The organism is Streptomyces sp. NPDC020747 (assembly GCF_044334695.1).
GTDB lineage: Bacteria > Actinomycetota > Actinomycetes > Streptomycetales > Streptomycetaceae > Streptomyces.
Genome location: NZ_JBIRTJ010000015.1, coordinates 82,028 through 106,120, shown reverse-complemented (window position 1 = coordinate 106,120; position 24,093 = coordinate 82,028). Strand labels below are relative to the sequence as shown.

The 24,093-nt window shown below is 71.3% G+C and carries 22 protein-coding genes; 10 read left to right on the top strand and 12 right to left on the bottom strand.

The annotated features are described in order from the left end of the window. Positions 1-29: 29 nt before the first annotated feature. From ACH4YP_RS34275 to ACH4YP_RS34260, 4 genes are read right to left on the bottom strand one after another with little or no spacing between them, the layout of a single operon-like run. Positions 30-869 (bottom strand): ABC transporter ATP-binding protein, encoded by an 840-nt coding sequence (locus tag ACH4YP_RS34275; protein ID WP_398494728.1) that lies wholly within the window; start codon positions 867-869, stop codon positions 30-32. 47 nt (positions 870-916) lie between these two features. Further along, positions 917-1,699, bottom strand: coding sequence for an ABC transporter permease (locus ACH4YP_RS34270; RefSeq protein WP_398494726.1), 783 nt, complete (start codon positions 1,697-1,699; stop codon positions 917-919). Next, positions 1,696-2,553: an ABC transporter permease gene (locus tag ACH4YP_RS34265; protein WP_398494724.1), complete on the bottom strand. Its 858-nt coding sequence runs from the start codon at positions 2,551-2,553 to the stop codon at positions 1,696-1,698. Before ACH4YP_RS34265 ends, ACH4YP_RS34270 begins: the two co-directional genes overlap by 4 nt. Further along, a complete protein-coding gene (locus ACH4YP_RS34260; RefSeq protein WP_398494722.1) occupies positions 2,550-3,527 on the bottom strand; it encodes an ABC transporter substrate-binding protein in 978 nt (325 codons plus the stop codon). Before ACH4YP_RS34260 ends, ACH4YP_RS34265 begins: the two co-directional genes overlap by 4 nt. A gap of 334 nt (positions 3,528-3,861) precedes the next feature. Between ACH4YP_RS34260 and ACH4YP_RS34255 the strand changes: the two genes are divergently transcribed. Beyond that, positions 3,862-4,647, top strand: coding sequence for a PaaX family transcriptional regulator C-terminal domain-containing protein (locus ACH4YP_RS34255; RefSeq protein ID WP_398494906.1), 786 nt, complete (start codon positions 3,862-3,864; stop codon positions 4,645-4,647). Positions 4,648-4,873: 226 nt separating this feature from the next. Continuing rightward, complete coding sequence (locus ACH4YP_RS34250; protein WP_361055929.1) at positions 4,874-5,227, top strand: hypothetical protein; 354 nt, start codon at positions 4,874-4,876, stop codon at positions 5,225-5,227. 32 nt (positions 5,228-5,259) lie between these two features. Here ACH4YP_RS34250 and ACH4YP_RS34245 read toward each other — a convergent pair whose 3' ends face one another. Both ACH4YP_RS34245 and ACH4YP_RS34240 read right to left on the bottom strand, forming a co-directional pair. Further along, a complete protein-coding gene (locus tag ACH4YP_RS34245) occupies positions 5,260-6,000 on the bottom strand; it encodes a DUF6624 domain-containing protein (RefSeq protein ID WP_398494720.1) in 741 nt (246 codons plus the stop codon). After that, positions 5,997-6,515 carry an ATP-binding protein gene (locus ACH4YP_RS34240; protein WP_398494718.1) on the bottom strand — a complete coding sequence of 173 codons (519 nt, stop codon included), beginning with the start codon at positions 6,513-6,515 and terminating at the stop codon, positions 5,997-5,999. The genes ACH4YP_RS34245 and ACH4YP_RS34240 overlap by 4 nt, the downstream gene beginning before the upstream one ends. 153 nt (positions 6,516-6,668) lie before the next feature. Here ACH4YP_RS34240 and ACH4YP_RS34235 point away from each other — a divergent pair, with 153 nt between their 5' ends. Then, entirely contained in the window at positions 6,669-7,493 is an 825-nt protein-coding gene (locus ACH4YP_RS34235; RefSeq protein WP_398494904.1) for an SDR family NAD(P)-dependent oxidoreductase, read from the top strand. Positions 7,494-7,528: 35 nt separating this feature from the next. On the opposite strand, the gene ACH4YP_RS34230 is transcribed toward ACH4YP_RS34235, so the two are convergent. Beyond that, a complete protein-coding gene (locus tag ACH4YP_RS34230) occupies positions 7,529-8,959 on the bottom strand; it encodes a hypothetical protein (protein ID WP_398494716.1) in 1,431 nt (476 codons plus the stop codon). A 290-nt stretch (positions 8,960-9,249) separates the two neighbouring features. Here ACH4YP_RS34230 and ACH4YP_RS34225 point away from each other — a divergent pair, with 290 nt between their 5' ends. The 4 genes from ACH4YP_RS34225 (at position 9,250) to ACH4YP_RS34210 (ending at position 11,934) form a co-directional block, all read left to right on the top strand. Next, a complete protein-coding gene (locus ACH4YP_RS34225) occupies positions 9,250-10,071 on the top strand; it encodes a helix-turn-helix domain-containing protein (RefSeq protein WP_398494902.1) in 822 nt (273 codons plus the stop codon). Positions 10,072-10,074: 3 nt separating this feature from the next. After that, positions 10,075-10,320: a DUF397 domain-containing protein gene (locus ACH4YP_RS34220; protein WP_361055943.1), complete on the top strand. Its 246-nt coding sequence runs from the start codon at positions 10,075-10,077 to the stop codon at positions 10,318-10,320. Between the two features lie 253 nt (positions 10,321-10,573). Further along, on the top strand, positions 10,574-11,089 hold the full coding sequence (locus tag ACH4YP_RS34215; RefSeq protein WP_361055946.1) for a hypothetical protein: 516 nt from the start codon (positions 10,574-10,576) through the stop codon (positions 11,087-11,089). A gap of 35 nt (positions 11,090-11,124) precedes the next feature. Further along, positions 11,125-11,934 carry an SAM-dependent methyltransferase gene (locus tag ACH4YP_RS34210; protein ID WP_398494714.1) on the top strand — a complete coding sequence of 270 codons (810 nt, stop codon included), beginning with the start codon at positions 11,125-11,127 and terminating at the stop codon, positions 11,932-11,934. 96 nt (positions 11,935-12,030) lie between these two features. Here ACH4YP_RS34210 and ACH4YP_RS34205 read toward each other — a convergent pair whose 3' ends face one another. Next, complete coding sequence (locus ACH4YP_RS34205) at positions 12,031-13,428, bottom strand: FAD-binding oxidoreductase (protein ID WP_398494713.1); 1,398 nt, start codon at positions 13,426-13,428, stop codon at positions 12,031-12,033. 115 nt (positions 13,429-13,543) lie between these two features. Next, positions 13,544-16,144, bottom strand: a complete 2,601-nt coding sequence (locus ACH4YP_RS34200) for an ATP-binding protein (protein WP_398494711.1) — start codon at positions 16,142-16,144, stop codon at positions 13,544-13,546. Positions 16,145-16,463: 319 nt separating this feature from the next. Between ACH4YP_RS34200 and ACH4YP_RS34195 the strand changes: the two genes are divergently transcribed. The 3 genes from ACH4YP_RS34195 to ACH4YP_RS34185 all read left to right on the top strand — a co-directional run bounded on the left by ACH4YP_RS34195 (position 16,464) and on the right by ACH4YP_RS34185 (position 21,601). Further along, complete coding sequence (locus tag ACH4YP_RS34195; protein WP_398494709.1) at positions 16,464-19,757, top strand: family 78 glycoside hydrolase catalytic domain; 3,294 nt, start codon at positions 16,464-16,466, stop codon at positions 19,755-19,757. A 76-nt stretch (positions 19,758-19,833) separates the two neighbouring features. Then, entirely contained in the window at positions 19,834-20,529 is a 696-nt protein-coding gene (locus ACH4YP_RS34190; protein WP_361065556.1) for an alpha/beta hydrolase, read from the top strand. A gap of 88 nt (positions 20,530-20,617) precedes the next feature. Continuing rightward, positions 20,618-21,601 (top strand): aldo/keto reductase, encoded by a 984-nt coding sequence (locus ACH4YP_RS34185; protein ID WP_361065451.1) that lies wholly within the window; start codon positions 20,618-20,620, stop codon positions 21,599-21,601. Between the two features lie 17 nt (positions 21,602-21,618). Here ACH4YP_RS34185 and ACH4YP_RS34180 read toward each other — a convergent pair whose 3' ends face one another. From ACH4YP_RS34180 to ACH4YP_RS34170, 3 genes are all read right to left on the bottom strand, one after another. Beyond that, positions 21,619-22,197, bottom strand: a complete 579-nt coding sequence (locus ACH4YP_RS34180) for a methyltransferase domain-containing protein (protein ID WP_361065454.1) — start codon at positions 22,195-22,197, stop codon at positions 21,619-21,621. Positions 22,198-22,257: 60 nt separating this feature from the next. After that, positions 22,258-22,995, bottom strand: coding sequence for a peptidoglycan-binding domain-containing protein (locus ACH4YP_RS34175; protein ID WP_361065457.1), 738 nt, complete (start codon positions 22,993-22,995; stop codon positions 22,258-22,260). Between the two features lie 254 nt (positions 22,996-23,249). Continuing rightward, a complete protein-coding gene (locus ACH4YP_RS34170) occupies positions 23,250-23,996 on the bottom strand; it encodes an SAM-dependent methyltransferase (RefSeq protein ID WP_398494707.1) in 747 nt (248 codons plus the stop codon). Positions 23,997-24,093: the final 97 nt, after the last annotated feature.

Sequence of the window (24,093 nt, the reverse complement as noted above, 5' to 3'; positions counted from 1 at the left end):
GCGTCGGCTCCGGAGAACACCGAGGGCGCTCAGGACTCGGTCTTCTGGAGTACGGGACCGATGGCCCGGTCCGTGGCCACCGGGTCCGGGGCCGTGTCCCCGCTGTGGTGCTTGGCCCGTTGGATCTGCTCGTAGACGTGGGCGCGCAGTTCGGCGAAGCGGGGGCTTGAGCGGGTGTGCAACTGGTCGCGCTCGTCGGGGAGGTCGATGGTGAGGTCCTCCAGCACGACGGTCGGTGACTTGGAGAGGATCAGGGTGCGCCGGCCGAGGTAGACCGCCTCGTCGATGTCGTGGGTGACGAACAGGACGGTGACGCCGAGTTCGTGCCACAACTTCCGGATGAGGTCCTCCAGTTCGGCGCGGGTCTGCGCGTCGACCGCCGCGAAGGGCTCGTCCATCAGCAGCACCTTCGGCTCGTACGCGACGGCGCGGGCGATGGCGACACGCTGCTGCATGCCTCCCGAGAGCTGCCAGGGGTACGCCTCGTGGGCGTCGGAGAGGCCGACCACCTCCAGGGCGTGGTCCACCAGCTCCCGCTCGCGCGCCTTGCCGAGCTTCTTGCCGCGCAGCGGCAGGGCGACGTTGTCGCGCACGTTCATCCAGGCGAACAGCGAGCGGCCGTACTCCTGGAAGACGACCGCCATGCCCGGCGGCGGTCCGGCGACCGGGCGGCCGTCGAGGCGTACCTCGCCGCGGGTGGGGGCGAGCAGGCCCGCCATGCACTTCAGCAGGGTGGTCTTGCCGCAGCCCGACGGCCCGACCAGACACACCAGTTCACCCTCGGCCATGTGGAAGGTGAGGTTGCGCAGCGCCTCGACGTTGCGGTGCCGACCGGTGTAGATCTTCTGCAGGTCCTGTACGTCGAGCATCGACGTCTCCTTGTCAGGCGTTGCTCAGGGATCGCGTCGGGGGTGCGTCAGGGATTGCGCTGCGCGCGGCGCAGACCGTGGTACCAGGCCAGGGCCCGGTTCTCGGCGAACCGGAACAGCAGGGACAGGAGGAAGCCGAGGATGCCGAGCAGCAGGACCCCGCTCCACATCTCGGGGATGGCGAAGGAGCGCTGGAACTGCACGATGGTGAAGCCCAGGCCGTTGCTGGCGGCGAACATCTCGCTGATGACCATGAGGATGATCCCGATCGACAGGGCTTGGCGCATGCCCGTGACGATCTGGGGGCTCGCCGCGCGCAGCACCAGATACCGCAGGCGCGCGACGCCGGTGATGCCGTAGGAGCGGCAGGTGTCGCCGAGCACCTCGTCGACCGCGCGGACGCCTTCGACGGTGTTGAGCAGGATCGGCCACATGCAGCCGCTGACGATGACGAGGATCTTCATGGTGTCGCCGATGCCCGCGAACAGCATGATCACCGGGATGAGCACGGGTGGCGGGATGGCCCGGAAGAGTTCGAGGACCGGTTCCAGGACGTCCCGTACGGCCCGCCGCGTTCCGACGACCAGGCCGAGCCCCACTCCGACGACCACGGCGAGGAGGTAGCCGGCCGCGAGGCGCAGCAGGCTGGGGACCACGTCCGACAGCAGCCGTTCCGTCGTCCAGACCTTCCCGAAGCTGTCCAGGATGGTGGCCAGGGGCGGGAAGTAGAAGTCGGTGCTGCCGGCGGTGGCGAACCACCACACGGTGAAGAGGACGGCGGGCAGGCCCAGGACGAGCAGGCCGCGTCGGACCATGGCAAGGGCGGTCATGCGGTCACCTCCCTGCGTACGGACTGGTGCCAGTGCAGTGCCCGTCGTTCGACCGCTCGTGCCGCCAGGTTGACGGCGACGCCGAGCAGGCCGGTGACCAGGACGAGGGCGTAGACGCGCGGCACGGCTCCGGACACCTGCGCGACGGCGATCTCGTGGCCGAGACCCGGGGCGCCGATGACGAGTTCCGCGGTGATCGTGAGGATGAGCGCCACGGTGGCGGCCAGCCGTACCCCCGTCATCACGTACGGCAGCGCGGTCGGCCACAGGACGTGGCGGACCCGGCCCCAGGTGCCGAGCAGATAGCTGCGGGCGGTGTCCTCGGCGACCGGGTCGACGTCCTGCATTCCGGCCAGCACCTGGACGATCACCTGCCAGAAGGCGGCGTACACCACGAGCAGCAGCTTCGACCTGAGGTCGGTGCCGTAGAGCAGGACCGCGACGGGGATCAGGGCCACGGACGGGATGGGGCGCAGGAACTCGATGGTGGACGCGGTCACCGCGCGCAGTACGGGCACGGAGCCGATGACGACTCCGACTGCGACGCCCGCCACGACGGCGACGGCCAGCCCCAGGCCCCACCCGGTCAGGGTGTCGCCGAGCGCGGTCCAGAACGTCGGTTCGGCGAGCAGGGTCCCCAGCGTGCGGACGGTCTCCGAGGCGGGCGGCAGGTAGTCGGCCGACACCAGGCCGGTGTGCGGCAGCACTTCGAGCACCGCGACCAGTCCGGCGAGACCGGCGAGGCCGCGCAGCACCGCGACCGGGACCGGACCGCGCCGGGCGGGTGTCCCGCCGGGACGGGATCCGGTCCCGGCGGGCTCCGCCAGTACGGGGGTGGGACCGGGGCCGGTCATGAGAACAGCGCGTCCAGGTCGGGCTTCTTGTCGCCGAAGATGCCGTCCTCCTCGCCGAGGGCGGCCAGCTTCTCCAGGGAGGCCATGTCGACCTTCGCCGGCCAACTGGGCAGGGTGAGCTTGTCGAGGACGTCGCCGCTGATCTTGGTGTAGGAGGTGAGGATCTGGCGTGCCTCGTCGGGGTGTTCGGAGGCGTAGGTCAGTGATTCGGCCATCGCCTCGCTGAACTTCTTCACGAGATCCGGGTTCTCCTGCGTCACCTTGGCCGAGGTGAAGTACGTGGCCACGGTGAGCTTCGGGTCGGTCTCGGCGAACGGCGAGGCGATGACCCGGGCGCCCTGGGCCTTGGCGATCGTCGTCGCGGGCTCGCCCATCCATGCCGCGTCCACCTGCCCGCCGTCCAGGGCTGCCGGCATCTGGTCGAACGGTATCTCGACGAACTTGACCTTGGACGGGTCGCCGCCGGCCTTGCGGACCGACTCGCGGACGGTCGTGTCCCCGATGTTCTGCAGGGTGTTGACCGCCACCGTCTGCCCGGCGAGGTCCTTGGCCGTCTTGATCGAGCTGTCCTTCTTGACCGCGACTCCGGTGACGTCGGCGCCGACCTTGCCGTTGGAGGCCGCGCCGTTGACCACCGACTTCACGGGGACGCCCTTGGTCTGGGCGAGCATCAGCGAGGTGGTGTTGCTGAAGCCGAACTGGAACTGGCCGCTCACCACACCGGGGATGATCGCCGCGCCGCCCTGGGCGCTCTCCATCTTGAGCTTGATGCCCCGGCTGCTGAAGAAGCCCTTCTTGTCGCCCAGATAGAGCGGTGCCACATCGACGATCGGGATGATGCCGACCTTGACCTCCGTGGTCTTGCCTCCGCCCGAGGACGACGAAGTGCCGCTCGAAGAGGACGAGGACCCGCATCCGGCCGCGCCCGCGACCGTGACCACGGCTATGGCTAACCCGAGAACGCGCCTTTGCATGGGCTCCTCCTGACGGAAAGACCTGTGGTGGCGTGCACCCGCTGTGCGCGGACAGGCCCAGCGGATCGAGCAGAGAACCGCGGACTTCGGACGACGAGGCAGCGGAGCGGGGAGTAGCTACCGCTGCCTCGCCGAGACTTGTCGGCCCGTAGACCATCCATACGTTGTGCACTTTCTTGACGGCCGCAATCTACACACCTATGTTCGCGCTGTCAGTACCGCGGACAAGGGAGGTTGGGAGGTGGCCGGCCGTACCCTTTCCGACGTGCACGACGAGACTCCACGCGCGGCCAAGGACTTCCCCGAAGGACCGCAACTGCGCCCCCAGTCACTGATGTTCGCCTTCTTCGGCGGCCACGTTCTGGAGGAGGGACCGCTGTGCGTGTACTCCGGCAGCGTCATCGAGGTGCTGGCGCGCGCGGGGGTCGGGGAGCAGGCGGTGCGGTCCACGCTGACCCGGATGGTCAACCGCGGTCTGCTGCGACGTCAGCGGGAGGGGCGCCGGATGTACTTCGGCCTGACCCCGCAGGCGACGGAGATCCTCTGGAACGGCAAGAAGCGGCTCTGGGACACCGGCGCCGTCAACGACGACTGGGACGGCACCTGGACGCTGCTCGGCTTCTCACTGCCCGAGTCCTGGCAGCGCCAGCGGCACGATCTGCGCTCCCGGCTGACCTGGTCGGGCTTCGGCCCCCTCTACAGCGGGCTGTGGATCGCGCCCGGCGACCTCGACGTGTCCGCGCTCGTCTCCGAACTCGGGCTCGCGGCCCACGTCAAGATCTTCCATGCCACGGCCGACGACGCCACCGACATCGGTCTGATGATCCGTGACACCTGGGACCTGGACGGCGTCGGCGCCCGGTACACCGACTTCGACAGACGCTGGACCGACCGGCTCGGCTCCGACTCCGGCGACCCGCTCGGGACCCGACTGCGCCTGACCAGCGAGTGGCTCCGGATCATCCGCACGGACCCGCGGCTGCCCGCCAGGCATCTGCCCGCCGCCTGGCCGGCCCGGTCGGCACACGACACCTTCCGCCGCGTCGCGAAACGGACCGAGGCCCCCGCCCGCCGGATGACCGCCCGCCTCATGGAGACCACCCCGCTGCGACCGTCCTGACCCGGCGGAAGGCCGACAGAAAGCCGACGGGAAGCCGGCGGCGGCTCGCGACACCCCGGCGGTGCGGCTGCGAGGTCCGGTGGATGGCGGTGTCATGGAGATACGCCCCACGCAGGGCCGAGCCGCCGTTTGTGGCCCGGAGCACCGGTTACACCAACGGGACGGCGCGCATCCACACAAGAAGAGCCCGCACGAGAAGAGCCCGCACAGGAAAAGGTGGCTGGTCATGACGCCTGGCACGCATCTCGCTCTGACGCTCACGCTCAGCGGCGGCACGGCCGCCGACGCGCGGGCGGTCGTCCACACCCTCGAATCCGCCTTCGGAACGGCGGACGACCTGCCCGGGGACGGGGGCGCCACGGTCTACACGGCCGCGTTCGACAACGACGTACCGGTCGGTACCGGTATCGCGCCGCCGACCGCACCGCCGCTCTCCGCCCCGGTGACCGTCACCCTCCAGGGCAGCCCCGAGGCGGTACGGCGGGCCGACGAGACCCTCACCTCCGTCTTCACCGTGCGCGAGGAGGGCATGGTCTCCGGCGACCAGGAGCAGGAATGGCAGCTGCGGCTGGAGCCGTAGCGCCGCCTCCGCAGTCGCGCCGAGCCGCGGCCTCAGCCGCCGAGGCGCAGCGCCCGCATCTGCTCGTCGAGCGGGCACAGCCCGACGTCCTCGCGACGCTCGTCGAGCGTCCGGGGCTGACGGACCGGATACGGGCGGAAGGTCGCGGGGTCCACACGGGTGCCGTAGAACTGCGGCTGGCCGAGTTCGACGGCGCAGTGGTCTGCGATGTACGCGTGGTGCGGCGCCGGGCAGCGTCCGTCCGCCGTGGCATGGGCGATCAGGTCGCGACAGGCGAGCTGGAAGTCGAGGTCGGGAGCGTGCAGGAGGATCATCAGAGCCGCCGTGGAGGCGGGCGCGCCGACCAGGTCGGCGGTCGGCCAGGCATGACGCTTGACGATGGTCTTCAGCGCTTCGGCGTTTCCTCTGCGGCACTCGGCGATACGGCGCCGCGCGACCTGCGTGGGGCTGCGGTGCGCCGCCCGCGTCACTCTCCGGTCCTCGTCCGCCCTGCGGACCAGTTCGTGGGCGAGGGCGGCCGCGAGCGCCGGCACGACGACCGGCCGCACTTCCCGCACCTCGTCGTGTATCTCGTCGTGGCTGCGCCCCGCGCCGTCCTCCTCCGTCGTGTCGTGCACTCGCCCCGCGTGCCCGTCCCGGCACGGGTGCCCCGGGTCGTCCGGGGCACCCGTCGGTTCCGTGGGCCCGTCGCGACCCGGACGGGGAGCGACCCCCGTACGCCCCTCGCGTGCCGTGTCGTGCGCGACGTGGCCCGGCATGCCGGAACCGCTCATGACGCCCCCTGGATTTCCAATGAGAACCACACCCGCTTCTCCGACTCACCGGGGTCGGGCGGCGCGACACCCCAGTCGTCGACGAGTGCGGCAACGATCGCGAGCCCGCGTCCGGACTCGTCTGCGGCGTCCGCCGTGCGGTGGCGCGGCAGGTCGGGCGAGTGGTCGGCGACCGTCACCCGTACTTCGTGGTCGGTGCACTCGACGCTGACCGTGACCATGTCACCGGCGTCGGGACTGCCGTGCCTGACCGCGTTGGCGAACAGTTCGTCGGTGGCCAGGACGGCGTTGTCGAGCCGCTCGGCCGGCAACCGCAGGTACGACAGCTGCTCGGCGACCGTCCGTCGTACGCCCGAGGCGCGCGAGGGCTGCACGGGGACCACGGTGCGAAGGACACGGGCCGCGCTCACGGAGGCGGGCTCACCGGCCCAGGGCCGACGGGTGGGCGAGTCATGGTCCGCGCCGCGCGTCAGCGAGGGCGACGGCCGACGGCGGTGTGCCCTGGATGCCGTCATCGTGCCTCCTTCGTGTGCAGCACGGGTGGGGGACGGTCTCGGTGGCTGCTCGTGCAGCCAACCGGCCGGAGCGGCGACGGACCAGGGGGTGCGGGGGTTGTCCGGTTGCAGGCGCGTAGTGGCGTGGCATGTATGTTCGAAAGCGTGAGCAAAGTGAGCGAAGGCCGGACGATCGAGAGCGGGCAGGGTGCCCGCGGCTGGTCCGGTGTGAGCGGCAAGCGGGTGCTCGTCACCGGCGGCACGCGCGGGCTCGGCGAGCAGATCGTGCGGCTGCTGGCCGCCGAGGGCGCCCGGGTGGCGACGTGCGCCCGTACCGCACGGGACCTGGAGACGCTGAGAGGCACGGTCGATGCCGCGGCGCCCGACGAGTTGTTCACCCGAGCCCTCGATGTCACCGAACCGAAGCGGCTGGAGGAGTTCGTCACGGCCTCGGCGCATCGCTTCGGGGGCCTGGACGGGGTGGTGGCCTGCGCGGGCGGTTCTCGCGGACGCGGGCTCGAAGAGACGGACGCCGGGGACTGGGCCGCGACCTGGGAGCTGAACGTCGGACACACCGCGCGGCTGGTACGGGCCGCCGTCCCGTATCTGCGTACGGCGGGCGGTGGTTCGGTCGTCGTCATCTCGTCGATCTCCGGCTGGAAGCCGGGGCCCGACGCACAGTACGGAACCGCGAAGTCCGCGCAGATCCATCTGGCCGCCTCGCTGGCGCGCGAGCTCGGCCCGGACGGGATCCGGGTGAACGCCGTCTCGCCGGGGTCGATGCTCATCCCGGGCCGCCGCTGGGACCGGATGCGCAGAGAGGAACCCGAGGCCTTCGCCGCGTTCGCGGCGGCCGAGCTGCCGGGCGGGGAGCCGGTCGCGCCGCAGGAGGTGGCACGCGTGGTGGCGTTCCTCCTGTCGGACTGGTCGAGCGGGATCTCCGGGGCCAATCTGCCCGTCGACCGCGCCCAGAACGCGCCCTCGCCCGACGGTTACTAAGCCGTCGGGCAGGCCGGTCACGCTGGTACCGATGGTCATGCCACCGCCCCCAGCACCGGTCGGGACCTGCGCTCGAACTCCTGGACCAGTGGCTCGTGGCTGCGGGGCTCCAGCCTCTTACGGAAGTCGCGCAGGGCCTGGATGGACCGCTCGCTGTGCACCGCACTGAGCGTGTCGAGCGCCTTGTTCGCCGTACCGATCGCCTCGTCGAGGCGGTTCTGCTGGAGGTGCGCGGTCGCCAGTACGGAACGGCTGATGGCCTGGCGCCTTCGCCGGTCGGCGTTCGCGTCGATGGACTCACCGGCCGTGCGCTCCGCCTGCGCGGCCAGGCCCAGGTCCCGAAAGCACAGGGCGGACTCGGCCTGGAGGTAGTGGTGGTCGAGGAAACGCACCCACACGGACTCCTGCGCGGCGCCACGGCTCGCGTCCAACTGCTGTTCCGCGAGCCTCAGCGCCTCGGCCGTCTCACCGGAGCGGCCCCGCGCCGCGTGGCCGCGCGCCGACATGGCGTACAGCCGCATCAGACCGAGGGGGCTGCCCGAGTCCTTCGCGGTCGCGATGCCGGCCCGCGCCAGCGCCACGCCCTCGTCCGGCCTGCCGAGGTTGGTGGCGAGGTGGGAGAGTCCGGCCAGGATCTGCCCGCCGAGGACGCGGTCGCGGCCCTCGGCACAGAGCCGCAGCGCCTGGGTCATGTAGCGCTGGGCGAGCCCGTACTCCCCCGCGTCGTACGAGCTCCAGCCGGCCATCGCCGCGAGGCGGGCGGCAGCCGCGTACAGCAGGCGCTGCTGGTGCGGGGGTGTGCCGCGGCGCTGGAGCATGGGCACGACCTCGGTGCACAGGTAGTGCACGATGCTGGTGCGCACTCCGCCGCCGCCGAAGTGGTTGTCCATCTGGTCGAACATGCTGATCATGGCGTGGACCTGCTCGACGGACCCGCCGCCGGTGGCAGGCGCGAGCCGCGTGACGTCGTGGTGCCCGGCATGCCCGGCGTGCTCCACCAGCCAGAGCAGCCAGTCGCGCTGAGGGTTCGTCAGGGCACCCGCGACGAAGGGGACCGCGCCGAGGAGGCTGCGGCGGGAGATGTCGGTGGAGCCGAGTTCGGCCAAGGTGTGCAAGGTGTCTGCCAGGTCTTCGCGGTACACGAGTGCCCTGCCGACGACCGGGCGTTGCTGGTCGGGCAGAAAGCCGAGGTCCGTCGGCGAGACGGCGTGGCCGAGTCGCTCGGACAGGACGGCGGCGATCAACTCGGGGGTGTTTCCCCGGGGTTGCTGGCCGTTCAGCCAGCGGGTGACCGACGCCTTGTCGTAGTTCGAGTCCGTGCCCTGCCTGCGCCCCAGTTCGTTGACCCGCAGGGCTAGCGAGGCATAGGAGCAGCCGGCGTCTCTGAGGGCGGCCGCCAGCGCGTTGTCGGCCCCGGCGGGACTCCTGCCGGGGCTCCTCGATTGTCCGTCGGTCACGGTGGCCATCCAGGTGTCGCATCGCTGTGCTGCGGTCTGCCCTCCCTGCCGGAGCGTCAAGTCCGGGAAGGCGGTGCGCTGTTGTGCGCGGTCGCCGCCGGACTGTGCGGCAGGTCACTCGATCACTATGATGGCCGACACACTCAACCCGCAACAAGCGTTCTGATAATTTCAGAACGATCCTCATAGCTCTGTCTGTGTCAGCGACCTCGTGGCACACTGCACGCTGTGACGGCCGTTCCGGGAGGTAGGACGTGAGCGACAACCGCTCGGGCGGCAGTGCACCGACCGTCCTGCGGATGGTTCTCGGCAAGCGGCTCCGGCATCTGCGGGAACGGGCCGGAGTCTCCTTCGAGGACGCCGCACGGGCCATCGAGGTCACTCCTCTGACGGTCCGCCGGATAGAAAAGGCCGAGGTCGGCCTCCGTATCCCCTACGTGAGGGAGTTGCTGCACACCTACGGAGTCCCGGAGTCCGAGGTCGACGACTTCCTCTCCATGGCCAGGGAGGCCAACCAGCCCGGCTGGTGGTACAAGTACCGCGACGTGCTGCCCGACTGGTTCAGCGCCTACGTGAGCCTGGAGAGCGAAGCCAGCGTCATCCGTCTCTACGAACCCCACTACGTCCCGGGCCTGTTGCAGACGCACGACTACGCGGCCGCGCTCATGCACATCGGCTTTCCCAACGAGACGAAGGAGGACATCGACCGCCGCGTCGCCCTGCGCCTCAAGCGCCAGGACCTGCTCGCGAAGTCCGAGGCACCAGCAGTCTGGGCCGTCCTGGACGAGACGGTGCTGCGCCGCCCGGTGGGCGGGGCCGAGGTGATGCGGGCCCAGATCGACCGGCTGAACGAGGTCCTGGACATGCCGAAGGTCCGGATCCAGATACTGCGGTACTCCGTGGGAGCCCATCCGGGCGCGTTCGGCCCCTTCCACTACTTCCGCTTCGGCTTCTCCGAACTTCCCGACATCGTCTACACCGAGAGCCTCGTCGGCTCGGTCTACGTCGACCAGCCGGCCGACGTCGTGACGTACCTCGAAGTAATGGACCGGATGTCCGTGCAGGCGGAGCCGGTCGCTCGGACCAGGGCCATCCTGGCTGAACTGCGTAAGGAGTTGTGAGCCATGACTTCCATGGACCCCATCCACAGCGGTATGCCCGCCATCGATCTGGGCACCGAGGGCTGGCAGAAGCCCTGGAGCGGCACCAACGGCGGCAGTTGCGTCGAGGCCAAGCGACTGCCCGACGGCAGCGTCGCGTTCCGCCAGTCCAAGGACCCGGACGGGCCCGCACTGGTCTACACCCGGGAAGAGATGATCTCGTTCCTGGAGGGCGCGAAGTCCGGCCAGGCCGACTTCCTCGTCGCCTGACGCTCCTCGTCGCCCGACACGTCTCGCCGCCCGACACCCGCTGAACTCCCGCGTCGCGAGCCCGCGTTCCGCCGCGCTCACACGCCCGGACGCCCGTGCCGGCAGGGGCGTGCGGGCGGAGACCGGACGGCACCACTACGCCCGCACGACCATCCACCACTACGGCCGCACAACCGGACAACCCGCACGCGCACTCCCGCCGTGCGGGTCGTCCGGCCACACTGGGCAAGTCGGTCGTCCTGGAGGGAGTGGTATGCGCACGCTCCACGAGGCCGTCGACCGGTGCCGGACGCTGGTCGTCGAGGGCCCCGACGGCATCGCCAGAAGCGGGCTGCTCGCCGAACTGGTCCGAGGCGGCTTCACGATCAGGCGCTCGCGGGGCGAGCTGCACCACGTGGACCCGACCCGTCCGTACCGCGAACTCCTCGCCGCCCCCGGCCGGCTGGCGGTCGACGGCTCCATCATCCACGAACTCGTCTACGGGCCACTGCGCCGCGGACACTCCCGGGTGACCTGGATCCAGGCGCTCGACTTCGCCGAGTCCGTGGCCGAGCGGGACGGCGCCCTTCTCCAGCTGACGGACTCCGGGCACCGCCCCGGCTCCGAGAACGCCGAGGCGGCCGACGCCTACCGCCGGGCGTTCCGCACACTCGCCCAGCATGTCCCCGTCGTCACTCTGGACGTCGGCGGCCCCGGCCCTCCCATCCGTGCGCCCTCTGCTCCCGATCTTCAACTGGGGCGATGCAAAGGGCAGTTGACGGTAGGTTAGAAGCAGACCGCGTGACGCACGGCAGGAGATCTCGCATGGCAGACGGCCAGTCCACTCCCGACCAGGACGCTTTGTCCAAGATCGACACCGCGGTGCCGCACTCGGCCCGCATCTGGAACTACTGGATGGGCGGCAAGGACAACTACGAGGTCGACCGGGAGGCGGGCGACGCCTACCGCGAGATCGCCCCGAACATCGAGACGATGGCCCGCGCCTCCCGCGGCTATCTGATCCGTACCGTGACGTTCGTCGCCGGTGAGCTGGGCATCCGCCAGTTCCTGGACATCGGCACGGGTCTGCCCACCTACGACAACACGCACCAGGTCGCCCAGCGTGTGGCGCCCGAGTCGCGGATCGTCTACGTGGACAACGACCCGCTGGTGCTGCGGCACGCCCAGGCGCTGCTCACCAGCACCCCCGAGGGCGTCACCGACTACATCGACGCGGATCTGCACGAGCCCGAGAAGATCATCGAGGCCGCGGGCAAGATCCTCGACTTCGGCCGGCCCGTCGCGCTGATGCTGATGGGCATCCTGGGCCACATCCAGGACCACGAAGAGGCCCGGTCGATCGTCCGCCGCCTCCAGGCCGCCCTGCCGCCGGGCAGCTACTTCGTGCACTACGACAGCACCGACACGGACGCCGAGCTCAAGCGGGCCCAGGAAGGCTACGACGACACCGGCGCCGTCCCGTACGTGCTGCGCAGCCCGCGGGAGATCTCCGTCTACTACGACGGCCTGGAACTGCTGGAGCCCGGCATCGTCTCCTGCCCGCTGTGGCGCCCCGAGCCGGGCACCACTCCGGAGGCGACGGACGTGTACGGGGGCGTCGCCCGCAAGTCCTGAGGCCGAGCCCTCAAACGTGAGCCCCAGTACGTGAGCCGTGAGCCCTGAGCCCTGGCGCCCCCCGTAGGCGCCAGGGCCGATCCCGGTTCCGGTCGGTCAGGGCCGTGCGGCCGGCTCGATGTTCTGGTTGAGCCGGAACAGGTTGCCCGGGTCGTACTCGGCCTTGATCCGGGCCAGCCGGGCGTAGTTGTCGCGGTAGCTCGCCCGTACGCGCTCCTGGCCCTCGTCCATCATCATGTTCACGTAGGCGCCGCCCGCCGAGTACGGGTGGAGGGCCTCGAAGTAGTCGACGGTCCACCGCTTGATGTCGTCGGCGTTGGCCGGGTCGGGGTCCACGCCCGCGAAGACCGAGGCCCAGCGTGCGTCGCGGTAGCTCCAGGCGGTGTCCGTCGGCGCGTGGTCGTGGACGGCACCGTCGATCGGGTACAGGTGCATGGTCGACTTCATGGTGGGCAGTTCGGCGCCGAACTTGGCGTGCAGGTCGATCGCCTCGGCGGGAATCTCGTTGACGAAGTCGGCACGCCAGTACCACTGGTCGCCGGGCGGGTAGAGGCCGTCGAAGGCACCCTGGATCATGGGGTGCGGCATCGGCGCGGGGCCGTGCAGCATCGGTTCCGACAGGGCGTCGAGCAGGGGCGCCATCGCGCGCGCCGCCGCGTCCGCGTCCTCTCCGGCGTAGCACCACACGACACCGCAGGCCTTGCGCCCATGGAGTTCCGTGGGGAACGGCGGGGCGGGCGGGACCGCGCCGATGAGGAAGAAGCCGTTGAGTTCGCGGGGCGCGTGCGGGATGAAGTCGCGGTAGGCGGCGAGTACTTCGGCGCACTGCTCGACGGGCCAGAACGTGGGACCCGCGACGACCGTGCCCACCTCGTGCAGCCGGAACAGGAACGAGGTGACGACGCCGAAGTTGCCGCCTCCGCCGCGGATCGCCCAGAACAGGTCGGGGTTGTCGTCTGCGCTCGCGCGCACGTGCCGGCCGTCGGCAAGGACCAGCTCGGCCTCCAGGAGGTTGTCGATGGCCAGCCCGCACTTGCGGGTGAGATGGCCGAGGCCGCCGCCCAGCGTGAGGCCCCCGACGCCGGTCGTGGAGATGATCCCGCTCGGGGTGGCCAGACCGTGCGCGTTGGTGGCCCGGTCCACCTCGCCCCAGACGCAGCCGCCACCGACGCGGACCGTCCTGGCCTCCGGGTCGACCTCGATGTCCTTGAGCGGGGACAGGTCGACGACCACGCCGTCGTCGCAGGTCCCGAGGCCCGCGCCGTGGTGCCCGCCGCCGCGTACGGCGAGCGGCAGGTCGTGGGCGCGGGCGAAGCCGACGGCGTGCATGACGTCCTCGGCGCTCGTGCAGCGGGCCACCAGGGCGGGCCGACGCTCGATCATCGCGTTGTAGACGGGACTGGCCTCGTCGTAGCCGGAGTCGTCCGGCCCGATCAACTGGCCCTTGAACTGGGTGAGTTCCTGCCGGGCCGCCTGTGCCGGTGTGACGGACATGTGCATCCCCCGATCCGGGACCCGGCTTCCGGGCCCCTTCCATGGGCCTGTTTCTAGTCCCGTCCCCCGTGCGCGGACATCCGTGCCGGTCACTCAGCTCGGCGTCGGCGGCTACCTATGTCTCGCGTCCGGGCACCAGCCCCAGCTCCGTGGCGCGGGCGGTGGCCTGGCGCCGGGTACGGGCACCGAGCTTGTCCAGTACGGCGGAGACGTGGTTGTCGACCGTACGGACCGACACCACGAGCCGCTCGGCGATCTCGGGGTTGGTCAGCCCCTGGGCCAGCAGCCGCATGACCTGGAGCTGTCGCTCGGTGAGGCCCGCGGGGTTGTCCCGGGTCGCGGCGAGCGGGCCGCGCGGGATGTGGCGCACGCCCAGCTGCCGCAGTTCGCCGCGGACCAGCCGGGCCAGTGGCTCCGCGCCGAGCGCGTCCAGACCGGCGAGGGCCGTCAGTTTGTCGTCCGGGTCCGGGCTCTCGGCGAGGGCGGCGGCATCCTCGTACGGGCAGCCGGCCGCGCGCCAGACCTCCGCCGCCTCGCGCCACCGTCCGGCGGCCTGGAGCGCGTACGGATGGTCCCAGCCGTCCGCCGGTACGGGGCTGCCGGCCTTGGTGAGCCAGTAGCCGAGCTCGGCCACGTGCGGCATGGCGGACAGTCGGCGTGCCTCATCGAAGACCTCACCGGCGACCGCGACCACCGCCGCGTGATCGCCCCGGAGCCAGGCCGCCTCCGCACGGGCGACCGCGACCGGCCCGGTGCGCTGCAGCTCGCGGGTGCGTACGGCGATGTCCCAGGCCTCGTCGAGCAGTTCCTCCCCGCCTTCGCGTCCGCGGCGGACGCGGACCCGGGCCAGCACGGTCAGCGCGGGGCAGCGGGCGGGCACGAAGTCGTGGGCGCCGATCTCGGCGTGCCGCTCCGCGTCGTCCCAGGCCGCGGCGGCGAAACTGCGCAGCGCCGTCGCGACATGGAGATAGCTGAGGAAGCCGACGTGTTCCGCCCGGTCCGCCAGCGCCATACCGGGTGCCAGGAAGCGGTCGGCCTCGGTGAACTCAAGGCGTTGGAGCAGCGTCCAGATGAGGTTGGCGTACGAGCGGCAGGCGTGCTCGACCTCGCCCGCGGCCAGCGCGACCTTCAGGCTCTCCTCCAGCTGGGCGCGGCCGAGCGGGTCGCCGTCGCGCCAGCGGGCGGAGCCGACGTTGTTGAGGGCGTGCGCGAGGATCGCGTCGTCGCCGGTGCGGCGGGCCAGGGCGATGGCACGCTCGCCGAAGTCGATGGCCAGGGCGGTGCGTTCGGAGAGCATGTGGAGCTGGGAGGTGTTGCTGAGGGCGAGCGCGAGCAGCCTGTCGTCGCCCGCGTCCTCCAGTACGGCGATGGCCTCGCGCGCGGCCCGCTGGGCCTCGTCGGCGTTGCCCGCCCACCAGTGGATGCGGGACAGCCAGCGCAGGTCGGCGCCGAGTGCCCGGGTGTCGCCGAGGAACCGGCGCAGTGCGACCGCGTCCCGTTCGGCGTCCACGGCGGCAGCGGAGTCGGCGATCGTGTAGCTCTCGACGGCGTACCGCTCCAGCAGGTCGGCCAGTTCGGCTGCCTCGAACCGGTCGCGCTGTCGCAGGACGAGCCGCAGGTGGGCGGCGGCCTCCCGGTGGGCTCCCGCGCCGAAGGCGTCCCGGGCGGCGTCGGGACCGTAGCGTGCGATGGCCTCCTGGTCGCCGGCTTCCGCCGCGTGGTGGACGACGCGGGCCGGGTCGGAGCCGGACTTCGCGACGAGCGCGGCGAGGACGTGACGGTTGAGCTCGATGCGCCGTGCGGCGGGCAGTGAGTCGGCGACGGCCCGGCGGATCAACTCGTGGCGGAATCCGGCCCGTTCGGGTGTCACGGTGAGCAGTCCGCGCTGTTCGGCGGCGGCCAGTTCGGCCACTCCGTCCGTGAAGAGCGCGTCGACCAGGGGCCGTTCGACGGCGGACGGCACCACGGCCAGCTGCTCAAGAGCGTCGCGGGTACGGTCGTCCAGGCCGCGCAGCCGGGCGAGGACGGCGTCGACGACGGTCGGCGGGACCCCGCCCGTGCCACCGGCCGCCACCACCTCGGCGACGAAGAACGGGTTGCCCGAGGTCACCTCGTACACCTCCGCCGGGTCCAGGCGGCTCACCGCGCTCAGCTGCCGCACTGCGCCCGCGGAGAGGCGGGACAGCGGGAGGCGGTGCACGCGTTCGGCCCGGGAGACCTGGCCCAGGAGATGGTGCAGGGGATGGCGGCGGTCCAGTTCGTCGTCGCGGTAGGTGAGGACCAGGAGGGCCGGGAGGCGTTCCACCCGGTGCACCAGGAAGCGCAGGGCGTCGAGCGAGGCCTCGTCGGCCCAGTGCACGTCCTCGACGACGAGGACGGCCGGGTGCGGGGCGGCGGTCAGCTCGGCCCGCAGGGCGTCGTACACCCGGGGCCGGTCGCCGCCCACCGTGAGGGCCCGGGCCAGTTCGGCGCCGACGCTGCCGACGAGGTCGCGGAAGGGGCCGAGCGGCCGTCGCGTCGCGAGGTCGTCGCACTCCCCCACCAGGACGCGTGCCTTCTCGGGCAGCACGGCGGGCATGGCCTTCACCAGGCTCGACTTGCCGATACCCGCCTCGCCGAAGACGAGCGCGACCGAACCGGCTCCGTCGGCCGCGTCCCGCGCGGCGACGGCCAGCTGATCCAGCTCGTCGTCTCGTTCGAGGATCCCCCAATCCACGCTGTGATTCTGGCACGCGCCGGGCCGTTCCGGTCGGTCGCGAACCACCTGAACCGCGCGGAGACTCGGACGGCGGCGCCTTCGACGCGGAGCCCGGCACCGAGGGGGCCCGGCGCCCGGCAGCGAGGGGGCCCGGCAGGAGACACCTGTTCCCGACCTCACCGTCCCCTGCGGCACCGACCGCCACACCGTGCACGCCTCTTGAAGCCCGGCAGTCGCACTGCATAGGATCGTTCACAGTCGAATGAATCGTTTCAAACACCCTCATCGCTTCGCCACCCGCATCCGTGCACGCATGTACGCAACCAAGGGGCCCCAGATGACCAAGGGTTGGAACCGCCGCGCCTTCCTCCGCACCTCGGCCGCCGGAGTGGGCGCCTCAGCCGCTCTGGGCGCCGGGAGCGTCGAGACCGCCACCGCGTCGGCGGGGACGGCCGCCGGCGCCTCAGGGGCCGGCCGGCTGCGGATCGGGCGCACGACCGTCGAGTACGCCGAGACGTTGCTCGGCACCGAGGTCGAAAAGCCCAGACTGACCTGGGAGTTGGCCGCCGAGGGGCACGGGGCCCGGCAGAGCGCGTACCAGGTGAGAGTGGCGCTGAGCGAGAAGGGCCTGCGTCAGGGGCGGCGCGCGGTCTGGGACTCGGGGCGGGTCACGTCGGACCGTACCGTCGGGATCGCCTACGACGGCCCGGCTCTCCATCCGCGCACCCGCTACCACTGGCACGTCAGGGTGTGGGACGGCGAGGGCCGACCGTCGGCGTGGAGCGCGCCACGCTGGTGGGAGACAACGTTGTCGACGGATGCCTGGGAAGGGTTCTGGATCGGCGCGGCTGCCGCGCCCGAGCCGCCGACGTTCGACGGCTCGTCCTGGATCTGGTCGCCCGGTTCGACCTCCAACGACGCGCCCGCCGGGCCCCGTTGGTTCCGCGGCGCGCTGACTCCGCCCGTCGGCGCGGAGGTCCGGAAGGCGACACTGCTCGCCACGGCCGACGACGACTTCACCCTGTATGTCGACGGCGAGCGGGTGGTGCACCAGCCCGAGCAGACCGATGCCTGGCGGCAGGGCCATCTCGTCGACGTCACCGAGCAGTTGCGAGCCGCCGACTCCGGCCCGATCGTCGTCGCCGCGCTGGCGACGAACCGCGGCAGCGCCTCCGTCAACCCCGGAGGACTGCTCGTACGGCTCATCGTGGAGACCGGATCGGACACGGTCGAACTGGTCACGGGTGAGGGGTGGCGCTGCGCCGAGAGTGAGCAAGAGGGCTGGCAGCGGCCGGAGTTCGACGACAGCGGGTGGCCCGAGGCGGCCGTGCTCGCGCCGTACGGACAAGGCCCTTGGGGCAACGGTGTGTCGATCACGGCGACCGAGCAGCCGGCTCCGCTGCTGCGACGCGAGTTCGCCGTCCCCAAGCCCGTGGCGCGCGCCCGCCTCTACATCAGCGGACTCGCCTACTACGACGCCGAGATCAACGGCAGACGCGTCGGCCGCCAGGTCCTGGACCCGGGCTTCACCGACTACGACGAGACCGTGCTGTACGCGGTGCACGACGTGACGGACCTCCTCCGTCGGGGCACCAACGCGATCGGGGTGACCCTCGGCCGCGGCTTCTTCGGCATGACGACACCGAACGTGTGGAACTGGCACCGCCCTCCGTGGCACGGCGAGCCGCGGCTCCTCGGCCAGCTGGAGATCGACCACCCGGACGGTTCCCGGACCACGGTCGCCACGGACGACCGGTGGCGGATCACCGAAGGCCCGACCCTCTCCAACTCCCTTTATGCAGGCGAGAGTTACGACGCGCGCAAGGCACCCGGAGCGTCCTGGTCCCGCCCCGGCTTCGACGACAGCGGCTGGCGAAAGGTCCAGCGGCAGACGGCCCCGAAGGGCGCCCTGCACGCGCAGCCGCACGATCCGATCGAGATCGTCGAGACCGTACGCCCGGTCGCCGTCGAGGAGTTGACCGAGGGCGTGTACGTCGTCGACATGGGCCGCACGATGGCCGGCTGGACGAAGTTGACCGTACGGGCCGACGCCGGGACGACCGTACGCATGATCCACGGAGAGAAGCTGAAGTCCGACGGGAGCGTCCACGCCGAGACCGGGCATGTGCCGGGCCGGTTCCAGACCGACGAGTACGTGTGCGCGGGCGGCGGCGCCGACGAGGTGTGGGAGCCCAGGTTCTCGTACAAGGGCTTCCGTTACGTGCAGGTCAGCGGGCTGCCCGTGAAGCCGAAGCCGTCGCAGGTGCTGGGCCGGGTCGTCCATACGCGCGTGGCGGAGACGGGTGCTTTCGCGTGTTCCGAGCCGTTCTACGAGCGGTTGGAGGGGGCGATGCGGCGCACGGTCCTCAACAACCTGCACGGCATTCCGACGGACACACCGATGTACGAGAAGAACGGCTGGACCGGTGACGCCCAGTTGGGTGCGCCGGTGATGACGTACGCCCTCGGAGTGCACCGCTTCCTGTCGAAGTGGCTCGGTGACCTGAAGGACAGTCAGAACCCGGACGGGCAGCTGCCGGTGATCGTGCCGAGCGGCGGCTGGGGCTACGGCGACCTCGGCCCGTCACCGGAGTGGACGACGGTGTACCCCTTCCTGCTGCGGGAGATGTACCGCGTCTACGGTGACGAGCGGCTGGCCCGCGACCACTGGGCGCCGCTGACGCGCTACCTGGACTGGGAGATCTCCCGGCTGAGGGACGGGCTCGCGGTGACCGCCCTGGGCGACTATCTGCCGCCGGGGTACGGCGGCAACCCGCCCGAGGACACCCGGCTGACCGCGACGGCGTATCTGCACCGGGCACTCACGGACACGGCGGAACTGGCCGATCTGCTGCGCGACGCCGGGGTCGCGGACCGCTACCGCAGGGCCGCCGACGGGCTCAAGTCAGCGTTCAACGCGGCCTTCCTGGGCCCGGACGGCCACTACCGCACGGCGAAGGACCCCGGCTACCGGCAGACCAACAACTGCGTTCCGCTCGCCTTCGGGCTGGTCCCGCCGGGCGCCCGGGCCACGGTCGTCGACTCGCTCCTCGCCGACATCAAGCGGCGCGGCAACCATCTCAACACCGGCGCGCTCGGGACGAGTGTGCTGTTGCGGCAGCTGTCCGCGCAGGGGCATCCCGAGGTGGCGCACGCGATCGCCACGCAGCGCACGTACCCGAGTTGGGGTTACTGGTTCGAGAACGGCGCCGACACCATGTGGGAGATGTGGCCGCTCGACTCGCGCTCCCGCGACCACTACTTCCAAGGCACGGTCGTGCAGTGGCTGTACGAGAACGTGGCCGGGCTGCGTCCCGGAGACGCGGGCTACCGGACCTTCACGGTCCGCCCGGACGGTCGTACGGGGGTGAACTGGGCCCGCACGTCGGTCCGTACGGTGCGTGGCGAGGCTTCGGCGGCATGGTCGGTCGTGGACGGTTCGACACGGTTGTCGGTGCGGGTGCCGGTGGGTTCCACGGCCGAGGTGTACGTGCCCGCGGCGAGCCGATCGGCCGTGAAGGCGCCGGGCGGGGCGGAATTCGTGCGGGTGGAGCCGGGGTTCGTGGTGTATGAAGTGGCGCACGGCGGCTGGGAGTTCGTGGCCCGGGCCCGTGCCGGGACCGCCGGCTGATGTGAGTCGGTGGCGGGAACGGCGGCCGCTCACCGCGGCCTTGGACCTTGGACCTCGGACCGAGAAGGGCATCGACGTGCAGCTCAACACCCGTACATGGGGATCCGGCGACAAGAGCGCCGTGCTCGTCCACGGAATCATGTCGGACTCCCGCACCTGGCGGCGGGTCGGACCGGCGCTGGCCGAGCGCGGGTACCGGGTGGTCGCGGTGGATCTGCGCGGGCACGGTGCTTCGCCTCGCGGCGAGTACAGCCCCGCGCTCTTCGCCCGCGACCTCGTGGACACGCTGACCGAGCGGGCCGACGTGGCCATCGGGCACTCCCTGGGCGGACTCGCGCTCTCGCTGGCCGTCGACCGGCTGCGGCCGTCTCGGGCGGTGTACTGCGACCCGGTCTGGGCGACGTCCGCGCCCGACCGGCGGGTGAACGCTGCCGCGTTCGTCGAGGGCAAGCACGCGACCCGCGAGCACATCGCCCGGCTCAACCCCCGCTGGGACGAGGCCGACGTCGACATCGAACTCGCCACCCTCGCGGACTGGGATCCCGACACGGCCCACTTCCTCGGCGGCCGCCCCCTGCTCGGCTTCCTTCCCGCACAGCCGGTGGTCCCCTCACTGGTCCAACTCGCCGACCCGAGCTTCCTCGTCGGCCCCGAGGACGCCGCCCGCCTACGAACGAGCCACTTCGAGGTCCGCACGGTCCCCGGCGCGGGCCACACCATCCACCGGGACGACTTCGAGGGCTTCATGAAGTCACTGGAGGGCTGGATCTGATCACCCTGGAAAAGCGGTTGGCGTCACGCCGCCGCCGGGACACCATGTCCTGACGGTGCTGTGTCTCCTGAGGAAGAGGACCCGCTGGATGAAGAGGAACCGGCTCGGACGTACCGCTGTGGAGGTCACCGAGCTGGGGTTCGGGGGCGGGCCGTTGGGCGGGCTCTTCGAGCCGCTCGACGACACGACCGCGGCGGGAGCGCTGACGGAGGCCTGGGACGGCGGCATCCGCTATTTCGACACCTCGCCGCACTACGGCATCGGGCACTCCGAGCGGCGCGTGGGTGAGCTGCTGCGGACGATGCCGCGCGGGGAGTTCACGCTGTCGACGAAGGTCGGCCGGCTGCTCGTGCCACAGGATCCGGCGGGGCGGAAGGACGAGAGTTTCGAGGTGCCCGCGACGCACCGCCGGGTGTGGGACTTCTCGCGGGACGGGATCCGCCGCAGCGTGGAGGACTCCCTCACCCGTATGGGCGTCGACCGGATCGACGTGCTGTTCCTCCACGACGCCGAGTCCCACTTCGAGACCGCGCTGCGTGACGGCTGCCCGGCGCTCGCCGGGCTGCGCGCCGAGGGAGTCGTCGGTGCGATCGGCGCGGGCATGTACCACCCCGGTATGCTCACCCGGCTCGTCGAGGAGACCGACGTCGACGTGGTGATGCTCTCCGGCCGCTACACCCTCCTCGACCACAGTGCCCTCGACGACCTCCTCCCCGCCTGCGCTGCCCGCGACGTCTCGGTCCTGGCGGCCTCCGTCTTCAACTCCGGCCTCCTGGCCACCCCCCGCCCCACCCCCGGGGCCCGCTTCGACTACGCCCCCGCGTCTCAGGCCCTCCTCCAGCGAGCCCACCGCATCGCCGACATCTGCGAAACCCACGGCGTGACCCTCCCCCAGGCCGCCATGGCCTTCCCCCTCCTCCACCCCACGGTCGCGGGCATCGTGGTGGGCATGCGCGCGGCGGAAGAAGTACGCAGCAACCTCGCGTCCCTCACCACGAACGTCCCGCAGCCCCTGTGGGACGACCTCCGCACGGATGGCCTCCTGGACGAACGGGCTCCTACGAAAGGCTAGTTCGCGCGTCGGCCTTCTCACTTGCGCAGGACCAGACAACGCACTCCGCCTGCCTCCAGGTCGTACCAACTGCCCTGGCCCCAGCTGTCGATCAGGTCCGACACGTCTTGCGCCGTCATCCCGATGTGCCGGCGCTCCTCGGGGAGCCGGGCCGCCAGCGGTGTGGTGACCACCCAGGCACCACCCGGCACCAACAGCCGACGCACGCGCTCCGCGGCGCCGGACCTGTCCGTCAGGAACGCGAGCACGAGCCGCATCGTCACCAGGTGGAAGCTGTTCGACGGCAACTGGTCGCGTACGGCCAGGTCGTCCTCGAAGTCCAGGCGCCGCGCGGCGATTCGGGGTTCCACGTCCGCGTACCGGTCGCGGACCGCGGCCACCGAGGCTTCCGCCCAGTCGACCGCGAGGGTGCGGTAGCCCAGGCCAGCGAGCGCCGCGGCGCAGCCGCCGAGGCCGCAGCCCACGTCGAGGGCCCGCTGGCCCGGGCTCAGGTTCAGGTGTTCCGCGAGCAGGCGCGTCTCCTCGTCGTCGACGCGACGGAAGCCGTGGCCCACCGCGAAGTGCCCTTCCCAGCGCTCCCGTTCGACGGTTGCCATGCGCCTCCCCCTCGAATGCGGGCCGGGCATCATCATGCCCGTCCGCACCGAGAGTGCGGTCTAGGACGCCGTACGCGATTCCAGGTCCGTGCGGGTGTCGTTGCCGTAGACGCCTGATTCGTCGCCCCGGATGCCGTACCAGAGTTGGAAACGGGCCACCGCCGCAGCGAGTGTGGCGTCGAAGCTGCCGGTCGCCGTGCCGCCGTCGTACACGTTGGGGATGCGGAGGAGTCGTTCCTGGAGGTCGCTCACCTCCGGGCCGCTGTCGCCCTCGCGGAGCGTGCCGGCGCCATCGGGGTCGGGTTCGGGGGCCGCGGCGGGCTGGGACGGGGTCGGTGCCGGTGCCGACGACGCGGCCGGGGGCGGCGGAGCCTGCGCCTTGTCGTCGGTGCCGTCCCGGTCCCAGGTGAGCAGAAGAGCCGCGCTGAATCCCGCCAGGGCGGCGGCCACCGCGGCGATGGCGATCGCCGTGCGGCGGAACAGGAACGTATGGCCGTGCGCCGCCGTGCGGGCGACCTCACGACCGCGTGTATCGCCCTGGTAGAAGTCCTTGTCACCGTCGAAGTCGACGATGTACGGCGGCAGTTCCTGGGTGTCGTCCTCCGCCGGCCGAGGCAGCGCGGCGGTGTCCGTTCCCGGGACCTCGATGAACTCGTACCCGTCGTCCGGGTCGCGCTCCCTCTCCTGGACCTGCCGCACCAGCTCCGACAGGGCTCCGGACCGGCGGCGGCGCATGACGTGGGTCGGTTCCAACGCCGACCGGTTCGGCGGCGGTTGTGGGTCGGACGGTGTCGACAACCTGCTCTCCCTCCGGGCGGTTCTGAGGAGTGATACGGGTACCCCCGCCCGGAAGTTCAACAGCGGCCCGCCGAGTTGATCGCCCCGCGCGGGGCGACCCCGAACGAGGCCGGTCTCTCGACGGGACCGGCTGCCTCCTGAAGCCGGCAGCCGGGTGGGCTCCTCCGCACCGTACGTGCGTCGTACCGGCGGAGCCCACCCGGCGCCCGTCAGCGGCTCATCAACGGTTCCATCAGCCGCTCATCAGCGGTTCATCAGCGGTTCATCAGCGCGAAGACGCCCCAGCCCAGGTACTCGCGCTGGTGGCGCACGTGACGTACGGGTCCGGTGGCGAGGTCCTCGCGCATCTCGTCCGCCATCTCGTCGTCGGGATGCGCGTCCAGCCAGCGCCGGGTGTTGAGCCACTGCGCGGCCACGTACCGGTCCCAGCTGTCCTGGTCGGCGAGGACCATCTCCACCACGTCGCAGCCGAGCCGGCCGAAGAGTTCGAGCAGCTCGGGGAGCGGGCGGTAGTCGTCCTTCGTGGTGGCGTAGCAGCCCTCGACGGTCGCCTGGTCCCGGGGCTCTCGGCGCCAGTACGGCTCGCCGATCAGCATGATCCCGCCGGGGGCGAGGCTCCGCCGCAGCAGTTCGACGGTGCCGGCCGCCCCGTCGCCGATCCAGGTGGCGCCGAGGCATGCCGCGACGCCGACAGGCTCGTCCGCGACATGGCCCGTCGCGTCCCCGTGCCGGAAGGTGACGCGGTCGGTGACCCCGAGCTCCGTCGCCCGGGATCGCGCCCCGGCGAGGAACTCGGTGCTGATGTCCACTCCGGTGCCGGTCACCTGGTGGTCGCGTGCCCAGGTGCACAGCATCTCGCCGCTGCCGCAGGCGAGGTCGAGCACGCTCGTCCCGGGTGCCAGGCCGAGGGCCCGGCCCAGGGTGGCCAGCTTCTCGCTGGTGAACGGGTTGTGAATGCGGTGTCCGCTCTCGCGGATGGTGAAGCTACGTGGCAGATCCACTTCTGGGATTCCTTCGGTCCGAGGAGGTCGTGGTGGCTGGAGTACGCGGCCCGTCGCAACCGGCCGCGCTCGTCCGGACCGTCATCTCCAGCACCTC

Coding starts and splice junctions, on each gene's coding strand:
- ACH4YP_RS34275 (WP_398494728.1), bottom strand. CDS start 869: ATGCTCGACGTACAGGACCTGCAGAAGATCTACACCGGTCGGCACCGC.
- ACH4YP_RS34270 (WP_398494726.1), bottom strand. CDS start 1,699: ATGACCGCCCTTGCCATGGTCCGACGCGGCCTGCTCGTCCTGGGCCTG.
- ACH4YP_RS34265 (WP_398494724.1), bottom strand. CDS start 2,553: ATGACCGGCCCCGGTCCCACCCCCGTACTGGCGGAGCCCGCCGGGACC.
- ACH4YP_RS34260 (WP_398494722.1), bottom strand. CDS start 3,527: ATGCAAAGGCGCGTTCTCGGGTTAGCCATAGCCGTGGTCACGGTCGCG.
- ACH4YP_RS34255 (WP_398494906.1), top strand. CDS start 3,862: ATGTTCGCCTTCTTCGGCGGCCACGTTCTGGAGGAGGGACCGCTGTGC.
- ACH4YP_RS34250 (WP_361055929.1), top strand. CDS start 4,874: ATGACGCCTGGCACGCATCTCGCTCTGACGCTCACGCTCAGCGGCGGC.
- ACH4YP_RS34245 (WP_398494720.1), bottom strand. CDS start 6,000: ATGAGCGGTTCCGGCATGCCGGGCCACGTCGCGCACGACACGGCACGC.
- ACH4YP_RS34240 (WP_398494718.1), bottom strand. CDS start 6,515: ATGACGGCATCCAGGGCACACCGCCGTCGGCCGTCGCCCTCGCTGACG.
- ACH4YP_RS34230 (WP_398494716.1), bottom strand. CDS start 8,959: ATGGCCACCGTGACCGACGGACAATCGAGGAGCCCCGGCAGGAGTCCC.
- ACH4YP_RS34225 (WP_398494902.1), top strand. CDS start 9,250: ATGGTTCTCGGCAAGCGGCTCCGGCATCTGCGGGAACGGGCCGGAGTC.
- ACH4YP_RS34220 (WP_361055943.1), top strand. CDS start 10,075: ATGACTTCCATGGACCCCATCCACAGCGGTATGCCCGCCATCGATCTG.
- ACH4YP_RS34215 (WP_361055946.1), top strand. CDS start 10,574: ATGCGCACGCTCCACGAGGCCGTCGACCGGTGCCGGACGCTGGTCGTC.
- ACH4YP_RS34210 (WP_398494714.1), top strand. CDS start 11,125: ATGGCAGACGGCCAGTCCACTCCCGACCAGGACGCTTTGTCCAAGATC.
- ACH4YP_RS34205 (WP_398494713.1), bottom strand. CDS start 13,428: ATGTCCGTCACACCGGCACAGGCGGCCCGGCAGGAACTCACCCAGTTC.
- ACH4YP_RS34195 (WP_398494709.1), top strand. CDS start 16,464: ATGACCAAGGGTTGGAACCGCCGCGCCTTCCTCCGCACCTCGGCCGCC.
- ACH4YP_RS34185 (WP_361065451.1), top strand. CDS start 20,618: ATGAAGAGGAACCGGCTCGGACGTACCGCTGTGGAGGTCACCGAGCTG.
- ACH4YP_RS34180 (WP_361065454.1), bottom strand. CDS start 22,197: ATGGCAACCGTCGAACGGGAGCGCTGGGAAGGGCACTTCGCGGTGGGC.